The organism is Actinokineospora baliensis (genome assembly GCF_016907695.1).
Classification (GTDB): Bacteria; Actinomycetota; Actinomycetes; order Mycobacteriales; family Pseudonocardiaceae; genus Actinokineospora; species Actinokineospora baliensis.
Genome location: NZ_JAFBCK010000001.1, coordinates 3,438,691 through 3,454,502 on the forward strand (window position 1 = coordinate 3,438,691; position 15,812 = coordinate 3,454,502).

General features: G+C 71.4%; 17 protein-coding genes. 14 read left to right on the top strand and 3 right to left on the bottom strand.

Annotation, left to right across the window (positions count from 1 at the left end):
* The 4 genes from JOD54_RS16485 (at position 1) to JOD54_RS16500 (ending at position 4,075) form a co-directional block, all read left to right on the top strand.
* Positions 1 to 543, top strand: a complete 543-nt coding sequence (locus tag JOD54_RS16485; protein ID WP_204451377.1) for a hypothetical protein — start codon at positions 1 to 3, stop codon at positions 541 to 543.
* Positions 544 to 612: 69 nt separating this feature from the next.
* Positions 613 to 1,581 (top strand): GlxA family transcriptional regulator, encoded by a 969-nt coding sequence (locus tag JOD54_RS16490; RefSeq protein ID WP_307860109.1) that lies wholly within the window; start codon positions 613 to 615, stop codon positions 1,579 to 1,581.
* 343 nt (positions 1,582 to 1,924) lie between these two features.
* Complete coding sequence (locus JOD54_RS16495; protein WP_204451379.1) at positions 1,925 to 2,914, top strand: SGNH/GDSL hydrolase family protein; 990 nt, start codon at positions 1,925 to 1,927, stop codon at positions 2,912 to 2,914.
* Between the two features lie 132 nt (positions 2,915 to 3,046).
* Positions 3,047 to 4,075 (top strand): zinc-dependent alcohol dehydrogenase family protein, encoded by a 1,029-nt coding sequence (locus JOD54_RS16500; protein WP_204451380.1) that lies wholly within the window; start codon positions 3,047 to 3,049, stop codon positions 4,073 to 4,075.
* Between the two features lie 16 nt (positions 4,076 to 4,091).
* Here the strand turns inward: JOD54_RS16500 and JOD54_RS16505 are convergent, their stop codons facing one another.
* On the bottom strand, positions 4,092 to 4,739 hold the full coding sequence (locus JOD54_RS16505; protein WP_204451381.1) for a response regulator: 648 nt from the start codon (positions 4,737 to 4,739) through the stop codon (positions 4,092 to 4,094).
* A complete protein-coding gene (locus JOD54_RS16510) occupies positions 4,736 to 5,881 on the bottom strand; it encodes a sensor histidine kinase (protein ID WP_204451382.1) in 1,146 nt (381 codons plus the stop codon). Before JOD54_RS16510 ends, JOD54_RS16505 begins: the two co-directional genes overlap by 4 nt.
* A gap of 161 nt (positions 5,882 to 6,042) precedes the next feature.
* On the opposite strand from JOD54_RS16510, the gene JOD54_RS16515 reads away from it, so the two are divergent.
* Positions 6,043 to 6,510 carry a DUF6326 family protein gene (locus tag JOD54_RS16515; RefSeq protein WP_204451383.1) on the top strand — a complete coding sequence of 156 codons (468 nt, stop codon included), beginning with the start codon at positions 6,043 to 6,045 and terminating at the stop codon, positions 6,508 to 6,510.
* 32 nt (positions 6,511 to 6,542) lie between these two features.
* Here JOD54_RS16515 and JOD54_RS16520 read toward each other — a convergent pair whose 3' ends face one another.
* The gene (locus JOD54_RS16520) at positions 6,543 to 7,571 is read right to left on the bottom strand and encodes an LLM class flavin-dependent oxidoreductase (protein ID WP_204456320.1); all 1,029 of its coding nucleotides are present in this window, start codon (positions 7,569 to 7,571) and stop codon (positions 6,543 to 6,545) included.
* Between the two features lie 62 nt (positions 7,572 to 7,633).
* Here JOD54_RS16520 and JOD54_RS35055 point away from each other — a divergent pair, with 62 nt between their 5' ends.
* The 9 genes from JOD54_RS35055 to JOD54_RS16565 all read left to right on the top strand — a co-directional run bounded on the left by JOD54_RS35055 (position 7,634) and on the right by JOD54_RS16565 (position 15,736).
* Positions 7,634 to 8,083, top strand: coding sequence for a MarR family winged helix-turn-helix transcriptional regulator (locus JOD54_RS35055; protein WP_204451384.1), 450 nt, complete (start codon positions 7,634 to 7,636; stop codon positions 8,081 to 8,083).
* Positions 8,080 to 8,220: a hypothetical protein gene (locus tag JOD54_RS16530; RefSeq protein WP_204451385.1), complete on the top strand. Its 141-nt coding sequence runs from the start codon at positions 8,080 to 8,082 to the stop codon at positions 8,218 to 8,220. Before JOD54_RS35055 ends, JOD54_RS16530 begins: the two co-directional genes overlap by 4 nt.
* A gap of 121 nt (positions 8,221 to 8,341) precedes the next feature.
* Positions 8,342 to 9,319 (top strand): FecCD family ABC transporter permease, encoded by a 978-nt coding sequence (locus JOD54_RS16535; RefSeq protein ID WP_204451386.1) that lies wholly within the window; start codon positions 8,342 to 8,344, stop codon positions 9,317 to 9,319.
* Complete coding sequence (locus JOD54_RS16540) at positions 9,316 to 10,356, top strand: FecCD family ABC transporter permease (RefSeq protein ID WP_204451387.1); 1,041 nt, start codon at positions 9,316 to 9,318, stop codon at positions 10,354 to 10,356. The genes JOD54_RS16535 and JOD54_RS16540 overlap by 4 nt, the downstream gene beginning before the upstream one ends.
* A gap of 96 nt (positions 10,357 to 10,452) precedes the next feature.
* The gene (locus tag JOD54_RS16545) at positions 10,453 to 12,087 is read left to right on the top strand and encodes an ABC transporter ATP-binding protein (RefSeq protein ID WP_204451388.1); all 1,635 of its coding nucleotides are present in this window, start codon (positions 10,453 to 10,455) and stop codon (positions 12,085 to 12,087) included.
* Entirely contained in the window at positions 12,080 to 13,777 is a 1,698-nt protein-coding gene (locus JOD54_RS16550; RefSeq protein WP_204451389.1) for an ABC transporter ATP-binding protein, read from the top strand. The genes JOD54_RS16545 and JOD54_RS16550 overlap by 8 nt, the downstream gene beginning before the upstream one ends.
* Positions 13,777 to 14,583 carry an alpha/beta fold hydrolase gene (locus JOD54_RS16555; protein WP_204451390.1) on the top strand — a complete coding sequence of 269 codons (807 nt, stop codon included), beginning with the start codon at positions 13,777 to 13,779 and terminating at the stop codon, positions 14,581 to 14,583. Before JOD54_RS16550 ends, JOD54_RS16555 begins: the two co-directional genes overlap by 1 nt.
* Positions 14,584 to 14,693: 110 nt before the next feature.
* Positions 14,694 to 14,921 (top strand): MbtH family protein, encoded by a 228-nt coding sequence (locus JOD54_RS16560; RefSeq protein WP_204451391.1) that lies wholly within the window; start codon positions 14,694 to 14,696, stop codon positions 14,919 to 14,921.
* A 2-nt stretch (positions 14,922 to 14,923) separates the two neighbouring features.
* On the top strand, positions 14,924 to 15,736 hold the full coding sequence (locus JOD54_RS16565; RefSeq protein WP_204451392.1) for a siderophore-interacting protein: 813 nt from the start codon (positions 14,924 to 14,926) through the stop codon (positions 15,734 to 15,736).
* The last annotated feature ends 76 nt before the right edge of the window (positions 15,737 to 15,812 follow it).

The window sequence follows — 15,812 nt, forward strand, 5'->3', positions numbered from 1 at the left end:
ATGACCCGACCAGGCCACCCGCCGCGGGCGAAGGTGCCCGACCAACCGCCGTCCACCCTGACCGAGCACCCGGACTGCGTCGCCTGCGCCGACACCAGGTCCTGGCTGCTGGCCCACGACCGCGCCGAGGCGACCCCGGCCCGCGAGTGGGACACCACCACGTTCGGGCTGGGCTGGCTGTTCCGCTACTTCCGCTGGGGGCCCAGCCGCTGGCCGTTCGCCTGGTGCGACGTGCCGGGCGCAGCGCACCTGGACTGCGGCGTGCTCGCCTGCGTCGCGGGCATGGTGCTCACCGCGCGCGGGCTGCGCGTCGAACGGGTCCAACTGGTCGAGCGGGCCGCGGTGGAGGAGACGGCGCTGTGGCGGGCGAGGTGGCGCGCGGCGGGGTGCCCGCACGACTGGATCCTGTCCGACCGCGAGGTCTACCACGAGGTCCTGCTGGTGCACGCCGAGCAGGAGCCGGTGCTGTTCGACCCCACCGAGCTGCGCCAGGTCGGCCAGGGCCGCGACCGTCCACTGTGGATGCGTCAATGGGTGTGGTGACGCCCGTGGCGCGAAAGGTGGGACACCCGTCGTTGACGACTTCGCCGGGCACCGAACACGATGGATCACGTGCACAACGTCCAGCTGATGCTCTACGACGGCGTCAAGGGCCTCGACGTGGTCGGCCCGGCCGAGGTGTTCGCCTCGGCCAACGGCGTGCTCGCCGAGCGCGGCAGGGCCCCGGCGTACGCGATCAGCACCGGCAGCCTGGGCGCGGTGACCGTGCGGACCTCCTCGCGGCTGCGGCTGACCCCCGACATCGACCTCGACGGCGCGCCCGCGCCGGACACCCTGCTGGCCCCCGGCGGCTGCGTGCCGGGTGAGCTCGACCTGTCACTGGTGTCGTGGCTGCGGACCGCCGGATCCCGCGCCGGTCGGCTGGTGTCGGTGTGCACCGGGGCTTTCGTGCTCGCCGAGGCCGGGCTCCTCGCCGGGCGCCGGGCCACCACGCACTGGGCCTACTGCGCGGACCTGGCCGAACTGCACCCGGACGTCACGGTGGTCGCGGAGCCGATCTTCGTGCGCGACGGCCACATCGCCACCTCGGCCGGGGTGACCGCGGGCATCGACCTGGCGCTGGCGCTGGTGGAGGACGACCTCGGGCGCGAGGTGGCGCTCATGGTCGCCAGGCACCTGGTGGTGTTCCTGCGCCGACCGGGCAACCAGGCCCAGTTCAGCGCCCAGATGTCGGCGCAACTCGCCCACCGCGAGCCGTTGCGCGACGTGCAGCGCTGGATCACCGAGCACCCCGAGGCCGACCTGTCGGTGGCCGCGCTGGCCAGGCACGCCAGGCTCTCCCCGCGCCACTTCACCCGGGCGTTCACCCGGGAGGTGGGGGTGGCGCCCGGCCGCTACGTCGACCAGGTCCGGCTGCAGGCGGCCAGGCTGCTGCTGGAGGACACCGACGACAGCGTCGCCAGGGGCGCCCGCGCCTGCGGCTACGGCACGCCGGAGGCGATGCGCCGCGCGTTCCTGCGCGCGCTGCAGGTGGGTCCCGCGGAATACCGCCGCCGCTTCACGTCCACTGTGGAGCGCTGACCAGAAGACCGATCCGCGCTGGGGGTGCGCCCCGGCTCCCGGGGTGTTTTCCGGGGCCGGGGCGCGATCGGGACCGCTTGACGCCATTCGGGGGTACCTGCACCGGTGGTGTTTCTTCTAGCGTGGCCCGCGATCGCCCGCCTGACCGTGTTCGCCCGACCGGTTCCCGTGGTGCCGGTCCTGGGTGCGAGTCACGGCCGTGGGGCGGCTTATGCCCAGGCCGCCCCACGCCCGCGGTCACCGTCACCGGGGTGGGTGAGGCTGCTGGCGTCCGCCCTCTGTGGACGGTACGACTCGGGGTGCCGCCTGGATCCGCGGTGCCACCTCCCCGAGGAGCAGTCCGATGACGCGTGCCCACGCCAGAATCGCCGCCGTGCTCGCCGTGACCCTGGCCGCGAGCGTGCCAGCCCTGCCCTCGCAGGCGGCCCCCGCCGCGCCGCTGCAATGGGTCGCGCTGGGGGATTCCTACGCCGCGGGCGCGATTCCCGCCGCCGGGGTGGAGCTGCCCGTGCCGGGTGGGCGCGACGGCTGCGGCAGGACAGCGGGTTCCTACCCGGAAGTGCTGCGCGAGCGGCTGGCGCAGCAGTACGACCTCACCAACGTCACCTGCGCGGGCGCGACCATCGCGAACCTGTACGACCAGTCGCAGGAACCCACCGGGTACAACCTGCCGTTCTTCGACGTGTTCGACCCCGACTACCCGTTCCCCCTGGTGCCACCGCAGATCTCCGCCATCCCCGAGAGCGCGAACCTGGTGACGATCGGCGTCGGCGGCAACACCTTCGGGTTCGCGGAGTTGGTCTACGCGTGTCTGCAGTTGGGCAGCATCTCGGACAAGGACCTCGACCACCCCTGCACCGACTACTTCACCTCCGGCGGTGACGGCGTGCCCACCGTCACCGAGCGGCTCACCACCGTCAGCCAGGAGTACGGCGACCTGATCGAGATGATCCGCGCGGTGGCGCCCAACGCCACCGTGGTCGCCGTCGGCTACCCGTCGATCATCCCCGAGGACGTCAACACCTGCGCGTACGGGACCGACCCGCGGGCGCTGCGCAACTTCGCCACCGCCACCTACCCGGACCTGCGGTGGCTGCGCTCGGACGTGCTGGAACGGCTCAACCAGGTGATCGCGCAGCAGGCCGCGGTGCACAACGCGGTGTACGTGGACACCTACGCCGCCACGTTGGGGCACGACGTGTGCAGGCCCGACGGGGCCAACTGGGTGGAGGGCATCGTGGACCGCTCCGGTGGCTGGGCGCTGATCCACCCCAACGCGGCGGGCCACCAGCGGGTCGCCGACGCCATCGAGGCGGTCCTGCCGCGCCGGTAGTGCTGACTCGGGCTCGCTTCTCGGGTCTGGGCTGCCGACACCCGGCGTACCGACCTTCGGCTTGCCGCCCTTGACCGTGCGCGGCCCGTCCCCGAATGCTGGACGGGTCCGCGCGTGGGAGGGAGACGGTCGGTGCGTGCCGTGGTGTTCGAGCAGTTCGGCGAGGACCCCTGGGTCGAGACGGTTCCCGACCCCACCCCGTCCCCGCGCGGGGTCGTCATCAGCGTCGCGGCGACCGGCCTGTGCCGCAGCGACTGGCACGGCTGGATCGGGCACGACCCGGACATCCGGTTGCCGCACGTGCCGGGGCACGAGCTCGCGGGCACGGTCGCCGCGGTGGGCGCGGGGGTGAGCCGGTGGCGCGAGGGCGACCGGGTGACCGTGCCGTTCGTCTGCGCGTGCGGGCGGTGCCCGTCCTGCGCGGCGGGCGACCAGCAGGTGTGCGAACGGCAGACCCAGCCCGGCTTCACCCATTGGGGATCGTTCGCCGACTACGTCGCGGTCGAGGACGCCGAGGTGAACCTGATCGGGCTGTCCGAGGACATGCCGTTCGCGACCGCGGCGGGACTCGGTTGCCGCGTCGCGACGGCTTTTCGCGCAGTGATCGCGCAGGGCCGGGTGGCACCGGGGGAGTGGGTCGCCGTGCACGGGTGCGGCGGCGTTGGGCTCTCCGCGGTCGCTGTGGCGGTCGCTGCCGGAGCCAGGGTGCTCGCGGTCGACATCTCGTTCGCGGCGTTGGAGATGGCGGCATCGCTGGGCGCGGTGTCCTGCCTCAACCCGGTGACAACCGTAGACATACCGTCGGCGATCGTGGACGCCACCGGCGGCGGGGCACACCTGTCACTGGACGCCCTAGGTAGCCCAGCCACGTGCGCGGCGTCGATCACCTGCCTACGCAGACGCGGAAGGCACGTGCAGGTGGGCCTGTTGCCCAAGGACCCGCCGGTACCCATGGCGCGGGTGATCGCCTACGAACTCGAGTTGCTCGGCAGCCACGGCATGCCCGCCCACGCGTACCCGGAGATGATGTCCATGGTGTCCACCGGCATCCTCCGCCCCGACCTGCTCATCACCCGCACGATCCCGCTGGACGACGCGCCGTCCGCGCTGACGGCCATGGGCAACACCCCGGGCAACGGCGTCACCATGATCGAACCCTGACCGCCCGTCGGGGCCTTCAGACGCGGCCGGTCTCGTAGGCCCACATGGCGACCTCGACGCGGTTGCGGGCGCCGAGCTTGCGCATGAGGTTGGCCAGGTGGGCTTTGACGGTGCTCGGGGTGATGTGGAGCTCGCCCGCGATCTCGGTGTTGGTGCGGCCCTGCGCCACCGGCACGAGGACTTCCTCCTCGCGGGCAGTGAGCGGCTCTACCGGCTGCCTCGGCGAGGAGGGTCGTTCGTGGGCGAACGCCGCGAGCAGCCGGACGGTCACGCTGGGCGCGATCAGCGCCTCGCCGTCGGCGGCGGCGTGGATGGCCTGGGTCAGCAAGGCGGGTCCGGCGTCCTTGAGCAGGAACCCGCGGGCACCCGCTTTGAGCGCCCCGTGGACGTACTCGTCGAGGTCGAAGGTCGTGATGACCACGATCGGCAGGGGATCGGCGACATCGGGACCCGCGAGCCGCCGGGTGGCCTCGATGCCGTTCATCAGCGGCATCCGGATGTCGAACAGGCCGACGTCGGGGCGCAGGTCCAGCGCCAGGCGGACGGCCTCGCGCCCGTCGGCGGCCGCGCCGACCACGTCGATGTCGGGTTGGGCGTCGAGCAGCATGGCCAGCCCGGTGCGCACGATGGGCTGGTCGTCGGCGATGAGGACCCTGATGCTCATCGGGGCGTCCCGGTTCGGGGCAGGACCGCCTCCACCCGCCAGCCCCGCTCGGCGGCGGGGCCCGCGTGGAAGGTGCCGCCGAGCAGCGCGGCGCGCTCCCGCATGCCCACCAGGCCGTAACCCGCTGGGGAGCGCCCACCTGCGGCGGAGCCGTCGTCGTCGACGGTCAGCCGCACCCGGTCGGCATCACCCGTGACGGCGACGGTGACCCGGGTCGCGTGCCGGGCGTGCCGCCGGGCGTTGGTGATGGACTCCTGGACCAGGCGGTAGACCGCGGCCCCGACCGCCGGGCTGAGGTCGTCGAACTCGCCGCGCAGCGTCACGTCCACGCGGGGACGCGTCTGGCCTCCGGTGGCGAGCCGCTCGACCTCGGCGACGCCGGGCTGCGGCGCGAACTCGGTGTCCTGCGCGGCGCGGAGCACGCCCACGATGGCGCGCATCTCGGCGAGGGTGCGGGTCGCCGCGTCCTCGATGGTGGCCAGGGCCTCGACGGCCCGCTCGGGGTGGGTGGCCGCGACGGCACGCCCCGCTTGGGCCTGGATGGTGATGCCCGAGACGTGGTGGGCGACGGTGTCGTGCAGTTCGCGGGCGAGCTGTTCGCGCTCGCGGGCCTTGGCCTGGTCGATGTCGCGGACGCGGATCTTCGTGCCGTAGCGGACCGCGGCGCCGAGCGCGGCGGCGAACAGGAAGAACGCGTACCCCGCGACCGTGTCCTCCAGGCTGGTCGGGTCGGCGACGAAGGTGATGGCCAGCCACAGCAGGATGAAGCCGAAGCCGCTCGCCGCTTCGCGGCCGGAGCCCCACCGGAACAGGGCGTAGGTCAGGACCAGCGTCGCGGAGGTGCTGTTCAGCAGGGTGCCCTGCGACCCGGTGAAAAGCCTGACGAGGTCGACGACGGTCAACGTGCTGAACGCGACCGCGACAGCGGCGAGCGGGTGCGTACGTCGCCACGGCAGGGGGCCGAGGACCGCCAGCACCACGAGCAGCAGCAGCGGGCGTGGCGCCAGACCCTCGCGAAGCACCACTTCCACCAGGGACCAGCAGACCAGTACCGCGACCAAGGCCCAGTCCTGCGGCCTCCGCTGCGGGGCGTGCGCGGGACGGGGTTCGGCCCACAGCGAGCGGAGTGCGTTGGTGGCCATCTGGTCAGCCTAAGCGGCCCGCGCGGTCGGCGTATCCGTCGAAAGTACAAGAGCCCGGCTGTGCCAATGGCCAGGTCGAATCAGGCTCCGCGGCGGATGTATCCGCCGCGGCCATCCGTGAGAGTTGGAGCATCCACCCGATCGAGTCAGGGAGCACCGTGATGAGGACGTCTCAATCCCCCACCGCACTGGAGAACCCGTCGTCGTCGCCGGGCGCGCTGGAAGACCAGCGCGTGTCCGTGCGGACCAAGCTCGCGGCGGCGTGGGCCAGCCTCATGTCCCTCTACATCTACGTCGACTACCTCGCCCTGTACAAGCCCGGCTTCATCGACGAGATCCGGGGCGGCTCCGTCCACGACTTCGACACCGGGCCCACCTTCGTCGGCCTCTCGATCACGCTCATGTCCATCCCGGCCGTGATGATCCTGCTGTCCACGGTGCTGCCCGCCAGGGCCAACCGCGTCACCAACCTCGTCGTGGCGGTGCTCTACATCCCCGTCACGGTGTACAACGTGGCGGGCGAGCCGTGGAGCTACGGCTACTTCTACGGTTTCTCCATCGGACTCGAGTTGCTGATCCTGGCCTTCGTCCTGCGCTCCGCCTGGGCCTGGCCGCGCCGGACGCACTAGCCGCGCCGGACCCACTAGCCGCGCTGGTCGCTCTAGCCGCCGAACTCCGCGCGGACCTGCGGGAGCACCTCGGTGCCCAGCAACTCGATGGCGGCCATGACCTGCTTGTGCGGCACGCCGGACCAGTCCATCTGCATCGCGTAGCGGTCGGCGCCGACCAGCTTGCCGACGCTGATCATGCGGTCGGCGATCTCGGCCGGGCTGCCCGCGAACAACGCCTGGGCGTTGTGCGCGTAGGCGTCGTAGTCGGCGCGGGACGGAACGCTCCAGCCGCGGGAGCGGGCGCCGTACTTCATGGTCTCCAACCAGTACGGGTAGAACGTGTCCTTGGCCTCTTGCGACTTCTTTGAGATGAAGCCAATGGCGCCCATCGTCACGTGCAGTCCGGTTTGGCCGGTGCTCTCGCCCGCGCGCCTATAGAGGTCCACGAGTGGGGCGAACCGTTCCGGCTGACCGCCGATGACCGCGTAGACCACCGGTAGACCCAACAGTCCCGCTCGGACGGACGACTGCGGGTTGCCGCCGGTGCCGACGGAGATGCGCAGGTGCTCGCCGTAGGGCCGCGGCAGGACGTGCGCGTCCTCCAGCGGCGGCCGGAACCGGCCGGACCAGGTGATCGGGTCCTCGCGGTCCAGGTGCAGCAGCAGGGCCAACTTCTCGTCGAACAGGTCGTCGTAGTCGCCCAGGTCGGCGCCGAAGAGCGGGAAGGACTCGGTGAACGACCCGCGGCCCGCGAGCAGCTCGGCGCGGCCCCGGCTGAGCTGGTCGAGCGTGGTGAACTGCTGGTAGAGCCGGACCGGGTCCTCGGTGCTGAGCACGGTCACCGCGCTGCTGAGCGTGATCCGCTCGGTGACCGCGGCCGCGGCGGCGAGCACGGTGCCGGGGTTGGAGATGGCGTAGGTGTCGAGGTGGTGCTCGCCGAGCCCGTAGAACGACAGGCCGAGCTCGTCGGCGAGCCTGATGCGTTCGAGGGTGTTGGCGAGCGCCTCGGCCACCGAGACCTGCTCGCCGGTGACCGGGTCGGGGTGGCGGTCGGCGAAGCTGTAGATGCCGAGTTCCATGCGGGCCTCCATTCGCCTTATGATGACACATCAACAAATCGCGGGAGCGGAGGCCCCTCCGGATGTGGCTCGACGAGCGCGAATCCCGGGTCTGGCGGGCCCACCTGGCCCTGCACCGCGACCTCCAGGCCGTCCTGGAACGCCGCCTCACCCGCGACAGCGGCCTGTCCCTCGCCGACTACGCCCTCCTGGTCCCCCTCTCCGAGTCCGCCGACGGCCTCGTCCGAGCCCGAGACCTGGCCGCCGCGGTCGGCTGGGAGCGCAGCAGGCTCTCCCACCACCTCACCCGCATGGAGTCCCGAGGCCTGATAACCCGAGAAACCTGCCCCGAAGACGCCCGAGGCGCCATGGTCCGCCTCACCCCCCACGGCCGAGCCACCATCACCGCCGCCGCCCCAGACCACGTAGCCACCGTCCGCCGCACCTTCCTCGCCCCCCTCACCGACGCCGACCTGACCACCCTCGACGACATCTACCGCCGCCTCTCCGCCGCCCTCGCCGAAGAGGAGTGACCGGTACCCAACTGACCCGCTGGCGGTGCGGCAGCGTGTTGTCCGAAGTGCTGCGGATCGCGTCCACCACGATGGCCTGCCTCGGGCGGCCGGACATCGGCTTCCTCCACCAGTTGAGCTCCTCGACCCGCCGCTGAGGTAAGGAACGGCCCCTCGGTCGGCGCGCTCACGTCTTCGACGCGGTTAGCCCCGGAGGGGGCCAGTGGGGGGCTGACCTGGGCGAGCTAAGGTGAGCCTAACTTTAGTGCGGGAGGTGCGGTGCGGGTCGGCTTGCTCGGGGTGGGGTTGGTGCTGGTCTGCCTGGCCAGCGTGGCCATCGGGTCGCGGACCATCCCGCTCTCGACCGTGTGGGACGTGGTGAGCGGGGCTCTGCCCACCGGCGACGAGGCGACGATCATTTGGGATCGGCGGGTGCCGCGCACGCTGTTGGGCCTGCTCGTCGGGGTCGCGCTCGGGGTGGCGGGTGCGCTCATGCAGTCGCTGACCCGCAATCCGCTCGCTGACCCCGCCTTGCTCGGTGTCGACATCGGTGCTTCGACCGCGGTGGTGGCCGCCATCGCGTTCTTCGGCATTTCGACCGTCGGCGGATACATCTGGTTCGCCTTCTTCGGTGCCGCCGCCGCCTCTGTCCTCGTGTACCTGCTCGGGTCGACCGGCCGTGCTGTGACCCCGGAGCGGATGGTGCTCGCGGGTGCGGCCATCACCGCGACGCTCGGGGCGTTCGTGGCGGCGACGATCGTGCTCGACCCGGCGGCGTTCCAGCAGTTCCGGTTCTGGCAGATCGGGTCGCTGGAAGGGCGCGGCATGGATGTCGTGTCGCAGATCCACTGGTTCATCCTCGCGGGCCTGGTCATCGCGGCCGGGTTGGCGGGTCCGCTCAACGCGATCGCGCTCGGCGACGAGACCGGGCGGGCGCTCGGGGTGAACCTGACCACCGTCCGGGTCGGCTCGGCCGCCGCCATCACCCTGCTCTGCGGGGCCGCGACCGCCGCGGTGGGGCCGATCGCGTTCATCGGGCTGACCGTGCCGCACATGGCGCGGGCGCTGGTGGGGCCGGACCTGCGGCGGGTGCTGCCGTTGTGCGCGCTGATCGGGCCGGTGCTGCTGCTCGGCGCGGACGTGGTCGGGCGGTTGATCATCTCGCCGCGGGAGATGGAGGTCGGGATCATCACCGCCTTCGTCGGCGCCCCGGTGTTCATCGCGTTGTGCAGGCGCCGGAAGTTGGCGCACCTATGAGCCTGGTGACCGGCACGCCCGTCCGGATCGGCGGTCTGTCCACCCGCGCCCACCCGCGCGCGATCATCGTGGTCTTCGCCCTGCTCGCGGTCACCTTCGGGCTGGCCGTGCTCGGCATGCTCACCGGTGATTTCCCGCTCACCCTGACCCAGTTGCTCGACACGCTCAACGGCGCGGGCACCGGTGGCCAGAAGTACATCGTCTTCGACCTGCGCCTGCCGAGGGTGAGCATCGCCGTCATCGTCGGCGCGGCGCTGGGGATCAGCGGGGCCATCTTCCAGAGCCTGTCCCGCAACCCGTTGGGCAGCCCCGACATCATCGGTTTCTCCACCGGTTCCGCCACCGGTGCCATCCTCGTGCTGATCGTCTTCGGCGGTGGGGTCACCCAGATCGCTTTGGGCTCTATCGCAGGTGGCATCGTCGCGGCGATCGTCGTCTACGGACTCGCCTATAGGACAGGCGTTCAGGGTTACCGGCTGATCCTTATCGGCATCGGTGTCACAGCCGTCCTCGGCTCCCTGAACACGTACATCCTCACTAGAGCCGGACTACGCCAAGCCCAAGCCGCTCAAGTGTGGCTTGTCGGCAGCCTTAACGGCCGGGGTTGGTCAGAGGTACTTCCGGTGGCCATAGCGCTCGCGCTCCTCCTACCGGCCGCATTGGTGCTAGGCCGAAGGTTGGGCTTCTTGGAGATGGGTGACGAGACCGCGACGATGCTTGGCATCCGCACCGAGCCCACCCGTCTCGCGCTGGTCGTCATCAGTGTCGCTCTTACCGCGGTGGCCACCGCGTGCGCGGGACCTATCGCGTTCGTCGCACTCGCCGCGCCACAACTCGCACGTCGACTCGCGGGCTCGGCCGGGGTGGCCATAGTGCCCGCTGCCGCGATGGGCGCGGCTCTATTGCTGGCCGGGGATGTGTTGTCACAGCGCGCTTTCGGGCAGAACGCACTACCGGTCGGCGTGGCCACCGCGGCCATCGGCGGCCTCTACCTCGCCTGGTTGTTGGCCAGCGAGTGGCGTTCCGGGCGGCGCTGATCCATCACATTGACACCCCGCCGGGTGGCAAGTAAGGATGACCTAACTTTTCTTAGCGCGCCCTTGCTCGCGCGCGGCCACAGGGAGGACACCGGGGTGGATCTGCTGCGCAGCGGCCTGCGGAGGGAGCGGGCCGTGCTCGGCGCGGGCCTGGCCGCCACGGTGGTGCAACAGGCCGCGCTGCTGGCCCTGCCGTGGTGCGTCCAGCACGGCCTCGACGAGGGCATCGCCCCCGGCGACACCGGTCGCACCGCGTTCTGGTCGGTCACCACCGCCGTGGTCGCCGCCGTCATGCTGGTCGCGGCGGTCGCGGGGAAGTGGTGGGCGAACCTGGCGGCGAACCGGATCGCGCACGCGCTGCGCGCCGACCTCGCCCGAGGCGTCGGCGGCCTCGACCGCGCCGCCATCGCCCCGTTCGGCCGCGGTGACCTCGCCATGCGGGTCACCAGGGACACCGAGCTGATCACCGCCTGGGTGCAGGGGCTCACCCGGTGGTCGCGGGTCGTGGTGACGGTGCTGGTCGTGGTGCCCGCCGTGGCCGTGCTCGACCCGGTGCTGCTCATCGTGCTGCTGGTCGCGATGCCGCTGCTCGGCCTGCTCAACGCCCAGTTCCCCGGCCGCTACCGCACCGCCAACGAGCGCCTCTCCGGCGCGCACGGCACCCGCGCCGACGCGGTGGAGGACCTGCTCTCGGCCAGTGCCGCGGTGCGCGGACTCGGCGGTGAGCAGGTGCTGGTGCGCCGCCACACCGAGGTCAGCGCGCACGTCACCCGGCACACCCTCGGCGTGGCCCGGATCTCGGCGTGGTGGGTCTCCGCCCCGCCCGCGCTGCTGCGGCTGGCCGTGGCGATCGGTCTCGCCGTCGGCGGGCTGGCCGCCATCGACGGCCGGATCAGCGTCGGCTCCCTGGTCGCCTTCACCTCGTGGATGATCACCATGACGGTCGCGGTGACCGTCCTGGTCGACCTGCTGGTCAACCGGAACCAGGCCAGGGTCGCCGCGGCGCGCGTCGCCGAGGTGCTGGCCGCCCGACCCGCCGTCGCCGCCCCCGCCGACCCGCGGCCGCTGCCCGAGACCGGCATGCTCGCCGCGGTCGGCGTCAGCGCGGTGCGCGACGGCCGCACCGTGCTCGACCCGGTCGACCTGGTCGCCGGGCCGGGGGAGTTGGTCGTGGTGACCGGCCCGACCGGCTCCGGCAAGTCGGTGCTGGTGCGGTTGCTGTGCAGGCTGGACGACCCGGACCACGGCACCGTCCACTTCGGCGGGATCGATCTGCGGTTGGCCGACCCGGAGCAGGTGTGGCGCCGGGTGGGTGTTGTGCCGCAACGGCCCGTGGTGCTCTCGGGCACGATCCGCGACAACATCACCCTCGACCGCGACGTCGACCTGGCCCTCGTGCGCGAAGCGTGCCATGTCGCCGCGCTCGACGAGTTCATCGACGGCCTCCCCGACGGGTACGACACCGTCGTGGGCGAGCGCGGCGAGACCCTCTCCGGCGGGCAGGTCCAACGGCTCGCGCTGGCCAGGGGGCTGCTGGACAAGCCACCGGTGCTGGTGCTCGACGACGTCACCTCCGCGGTGGACGCCGAGACCGAGCGCACCATCCTGCGCAGGCTGCGCGACTGGTCCCCGGAGACCGCCATCGTCTTCGTCACCCACCGCCCGGCCGTGGTCGCCGCCGCGGACCGCCTGATCACCCTCACCGAGGACATGGAGGTCGTCGGTGGCTGAGATCCGCACCCTCGCCGAGGCGCCGTCGACCAAGGGCGTCCTGCGCCGCTTCTGGCCGCACCTGCGGCAGCACCGCTGGCGCATCGCCGCCGCCCTGCTCACCACCGCCGCGGCCACCGCCGCTGTGGTCGGCATCGCCCCGGTCATCGGCTCGGGTGTGGACGCGGTGCTCGCCAAGGACAAGGGCGGGCTGTGGCTGGCCGTGTTCGTCCTCATCGGACTGACGCTGTGCAGGCTCGTCCTGCTCGCCGCCGCGGAGCTGCAGTTGACCTCGGTCGGCGAGCGGGTCGTGCGGCACCTGCGGGAACTGGTCGTCGACCGGCTCGCGTCGGCGCCGCTGCGCTTCATCGAGGCGCACCGCACCGGCGACCTGCTGCGCCGCAGCACCGGTGAGGTCGCCGAGTTGGCCCAGTTCGTCCGGGCCAGCCTGCCGGACCTGCTCGGCGCCCTGATCACGCTCAGCATGACGATTGTGGTGCTGCTCGCCTACTCCTGGCTGATGACCCTGATCCTGTTGGCGGTCTTCCTGCCCGCGGCGATCCTGGTGCTGCGCTGGTTCGACCGCGCGGCCGATGACGCGTTCGGTGACCAGGCCGCCGCGGAGGCGACCATGGCCGCCCAGTTCACCGAGTTCGTCGCGGCGGGGGAGACGCTGCGCCTCGGTGGTGGGGTGCGCGCCCGGCTGCGCCGTTTCGGCCGTTCCAACGACGAAGCGCTCAAGGCGGCCAACCGCACGGTCGCGGTGCAGAACCGCCTAGAGACGATGAGTCTGCTGGAGGGCTTGTCCACTGCGGTGTTGCTGCTGCTCGGCGTGTGGTTGGTGACCTCCGATCAGATCAGCGTCGGCACGGTCGTGGTTTTCGTGCTGGCCACTAAGAACCTGTTCGAGGGTGTTCTTAACCTCTCCGAGCTCTTGGCCGAGTTGCAGCTTGCCCGTGTAGGCCTTGCGCGGCTGCTCGACCTCTTAGAGGCGACCGAGCGGCAAGGTAAGAGCGGCGCGAGCACCCCGGCACCCGAGCGCGCGGAACTGTCCACTGCGGACCTCGGCTACGCCTACGTTAATGGGGCCGAAGTTCTGCACGACGTCTCCGTGTCCTTCACGGAAGGCGACCGCGCAGGCCTAGTAGGCCAAACAGGCTCCGGTAAGACCACGCTCGCCAAGCTGCTCAGCGGCCTCTATACGCCCGACCGCGGCAAAGTCACCTACGGCGGCGTCGACTTGGCCGATCTCGACGAAGCCGACCTGCGCGGCAAGCTCGTCCTCGTCCCGCAGCAGGTGCATCTGGTCGATGGCACGATCGCAGACAACCTCGCTCTGGCGCCGACGGCACCAACACGCCAGGACATGGTCGACGCCGTGCACGCACTGGGCCTCGACGAGTGGGTGGCTTCGCTTCCGGACGGTCTCGACACCGTCGTCGGCAGGCGCGGCGACCGGCTCTCCGCGGGGGAGCGGCAGATCCTCGGCTTGGTCCGCGCCTCGCTGGTGGACCCGGCGGTGCTGATCCTGGACGAGGCCACGGCCGACATCGACCCGGAGACCTCGGCCCGGCTGGAACGGGCTGTGGACCACCTGCACACCGGTCGTACGCTCATCGTCATCGCCCACCGCGAGGCCACCATCGAGCGGCTGCCGCGCGTGGTGCGGCTCGCTGGGGGAAGGGTCGTCCACGAAGAAAGGGCCGTCTAGTGCCGGTAGTCGACCTCAACGGCATCAGCTTGAGCTACCACGACAAGGGCACCGGTGACCCTGTCCTGATGCTGATGGGTACTGGCAGCTCCGGTCGCGTGTGGCACCTGCACCAGCAGCCCGCTCTTGTCGCCGCCGGGTACCGCGTGATCACCGTGGACAACCGGGGTATCGCGCCCACCTCTGAGTGCGCCGACGGCATCACTGTGGCCGACATGGCCGCAGACGTCGTCGCGCTCGCGGAGCACCTAGAGCTCTCCACGATCGCTCTTATAGGCACCTCCCTCGGCGCGCGCATCGCGGTTGAGGTTGCTGCTACTCGGCCTGAGTTGGTCGACCGGCTCGTGCTGATGGCAACGAGGGCCCGCCAAGAGGCTCTGCACGCCGCTTTCGACGCGGGCGAGTTGGAGTTGGCGACCGCGGGCATTCGATTGCCGCCGCGCTACCACGCAGCTTCTACAGCTTTGTGGAACCTTTCTCCGCGCACGTTGTTCGACAACGGCAAAGCGCGGGAATGGCTCGACATCCTGGAGTTCACCACCCAGCCGGTCGGGCCGGGCGTGCTGGCCCAGATGGCGATCGTCGACGACCCCGCCGTGCTCGGGCTGTGCGCGAGGATCACCGCGTCCGCCCTGGTCATCGCCTTCTCCGACGACGTGATCACCCCGCCGCACCTGGGCCGCGAGGTGGCGGGCGCGATCACCGGCGCACGGTTCGCCGAGGTCGCCGACGGGGGTCATTACGGCTATTTGGAGCAGCCCGGCGAGGTCAACTCGCTGCTGCTGGACTTCCTCGGTCGCGGCTGATCAACGCCTGTGTGACCGAAGGCGCACCGGGGCGGCTGGCACTTTTCCCGACCGGCGAATTAGGTTAGCCTAACCAACGGTTTCCCGGTACCCCCTGAGGAGTGCGCGCGATGTCGACCAACCCGTTCGACGACGAGAACGGCACCTTCCACGCCCTCGTCAACGACGAGGGCCAGTACTCGCTGTGGCCGACGTTCGTCGACGTCCCGGCGGGCTGGCAGGTCGTGTTCGGCCCGGACACCCGCGCCGCCGCGCTCGCCCACATCGAGGCGAACTGGACCGACATGCGCCCGCGCAGCCTGGCCCAGCGGATGGACGCCGACCGGACGAGCGCCTGACCGTGGCCGCGCCCCGAGTGGCGGGCCGAGGCCCGGCCGGACGCGAGTCGCTGCGCCCGTACCGGCTCACCGTCGCCAGGACCACGGCGGTCACCCCGCACACCGTGCGGATCACCCTGACCGGCGCGGACCTGGCGCACTACACCGCGGTCGGCCCGGAACCCCGGTGCAAGGTGCTGCTGCCGCCCGCGCCGGGCGCCGAGGTGGTCGTGCCGGACGCGGTCCCGTTCTGGGACGCGATGCGGGCCATCCCGGAGCACTCGCGCCCGATCGTGCGGACCTACACGGTGCGCGCGGCGCGCCCGGAGCAGCACGAGCTGGACATCGACTTCGTGCTCCACGGCGACACCGGTCCCGCTTCGCGGTGGGCCGCCGCCGCGCGTGAAGGCGACGTGATCGGCCTCTACGGCTTTCTGAGCAGCTTCGACCCACCTGCCGACACCAGCGGGTACCTGCTGGTCGGCGACGAGACAGCGCTGCCCGCGATCTGCGGGATCGCCGCGTCGCTCCCGGCCGGTGTGCCCGCCAGGGTGCTGGTGGAGGTCGAGTCCGCCGCCGAGGAGCAGCCGGTGGACTCATCGGCCGACCTGTCGGTCACGTGGCTGCACCGCGACGGCGCCGAGGCGGGCACGGGAACCCGGCTCGCTGACGCGGTCCGCGCCGAACCGGTCGACCCGCGCACGTACGCGTGGGTGGCGGGGGAATCCTCCGCCGTGCAGGCGGTGCGCGCGACCCTCGTGCTGGAGCGGGACCTCACCAAGCAGCGGGTGTACTTCAGCGGCTACTGGCGGCGTGGTCACGCCGAGGACGAGTAGGCCGCTTCCTCCGATGAAATCCAGCCGACGCCGGGACGACGTAGGTCCCGGCTCGGTGAAGGCCGTCCCGGAAAGG

Bases quoted from the DNA above. Each gene is read 5' to 3' on its own strand.
- JOD54_RS16540 (WP_204451387.1), top strand. From the start codon at position 9,316: ATGAGCCTGGTGACCGGCACGCCCGTCCGGATCGGCGGTCTGTCCACC.
- JOD54_RS16515 (WP_204451383.1), top strand. From the start codon at position 6,043: ATGAGGACGTCTCAATCCCCCACCGCACTGGAGAACCCGTCGTCGTCG.
- JOD54_RS16485 (WP_204451377.1), top strand. From the start codon at position 1: ATGACCCGACCAGGCCACCCGCCGCGGGCGAAGGTGCCCGACCAACCG.
- JOD54_RS16560 (WP_204451391.1), top strand. From the start codon at position 14,694: ATGTCGACCAACCCGTTCGACGACGAGAACGGCACCTTCCACGCCCTC.
- JOD54_RS16495 (WP_204451379.1), top strand. From the start codon at position 1,925: ATGACGCGTGCCCACGCCAGAATCGCCGCCGTGCTCGCCGTGACCCTG.
- JOD54_RS35055 (WP_204451384.1), top strand. From the start codon at position 7,634: ATGTGGCTCGACGAGCGCGAATCCCGGGTCTGGCGGGCCCACCTGGCC.
- JOD54_RS16520 (WP_204456320.1), bottom strand. From the start codon at position 7,571: ATGGAACTCGGCATCTACAGCTTCGCCGACCGCCACCCCGACCCGGTC.
- JOD54_RS16505 (WP_204451381.1), bottom strand. From the start codon at position 4,739: ATGAGCATCAGGGTCCTCATCGCCGACGACCAGCCCATCGTGCGCACC.
- JOD54_RS16510 (WP_204451382.1), bottom strand. From the start codon at position 5,881: ATGGCCACCAACGCACTCCGCTCGCTGTGGGCCGAACCCCGTCCCGCG.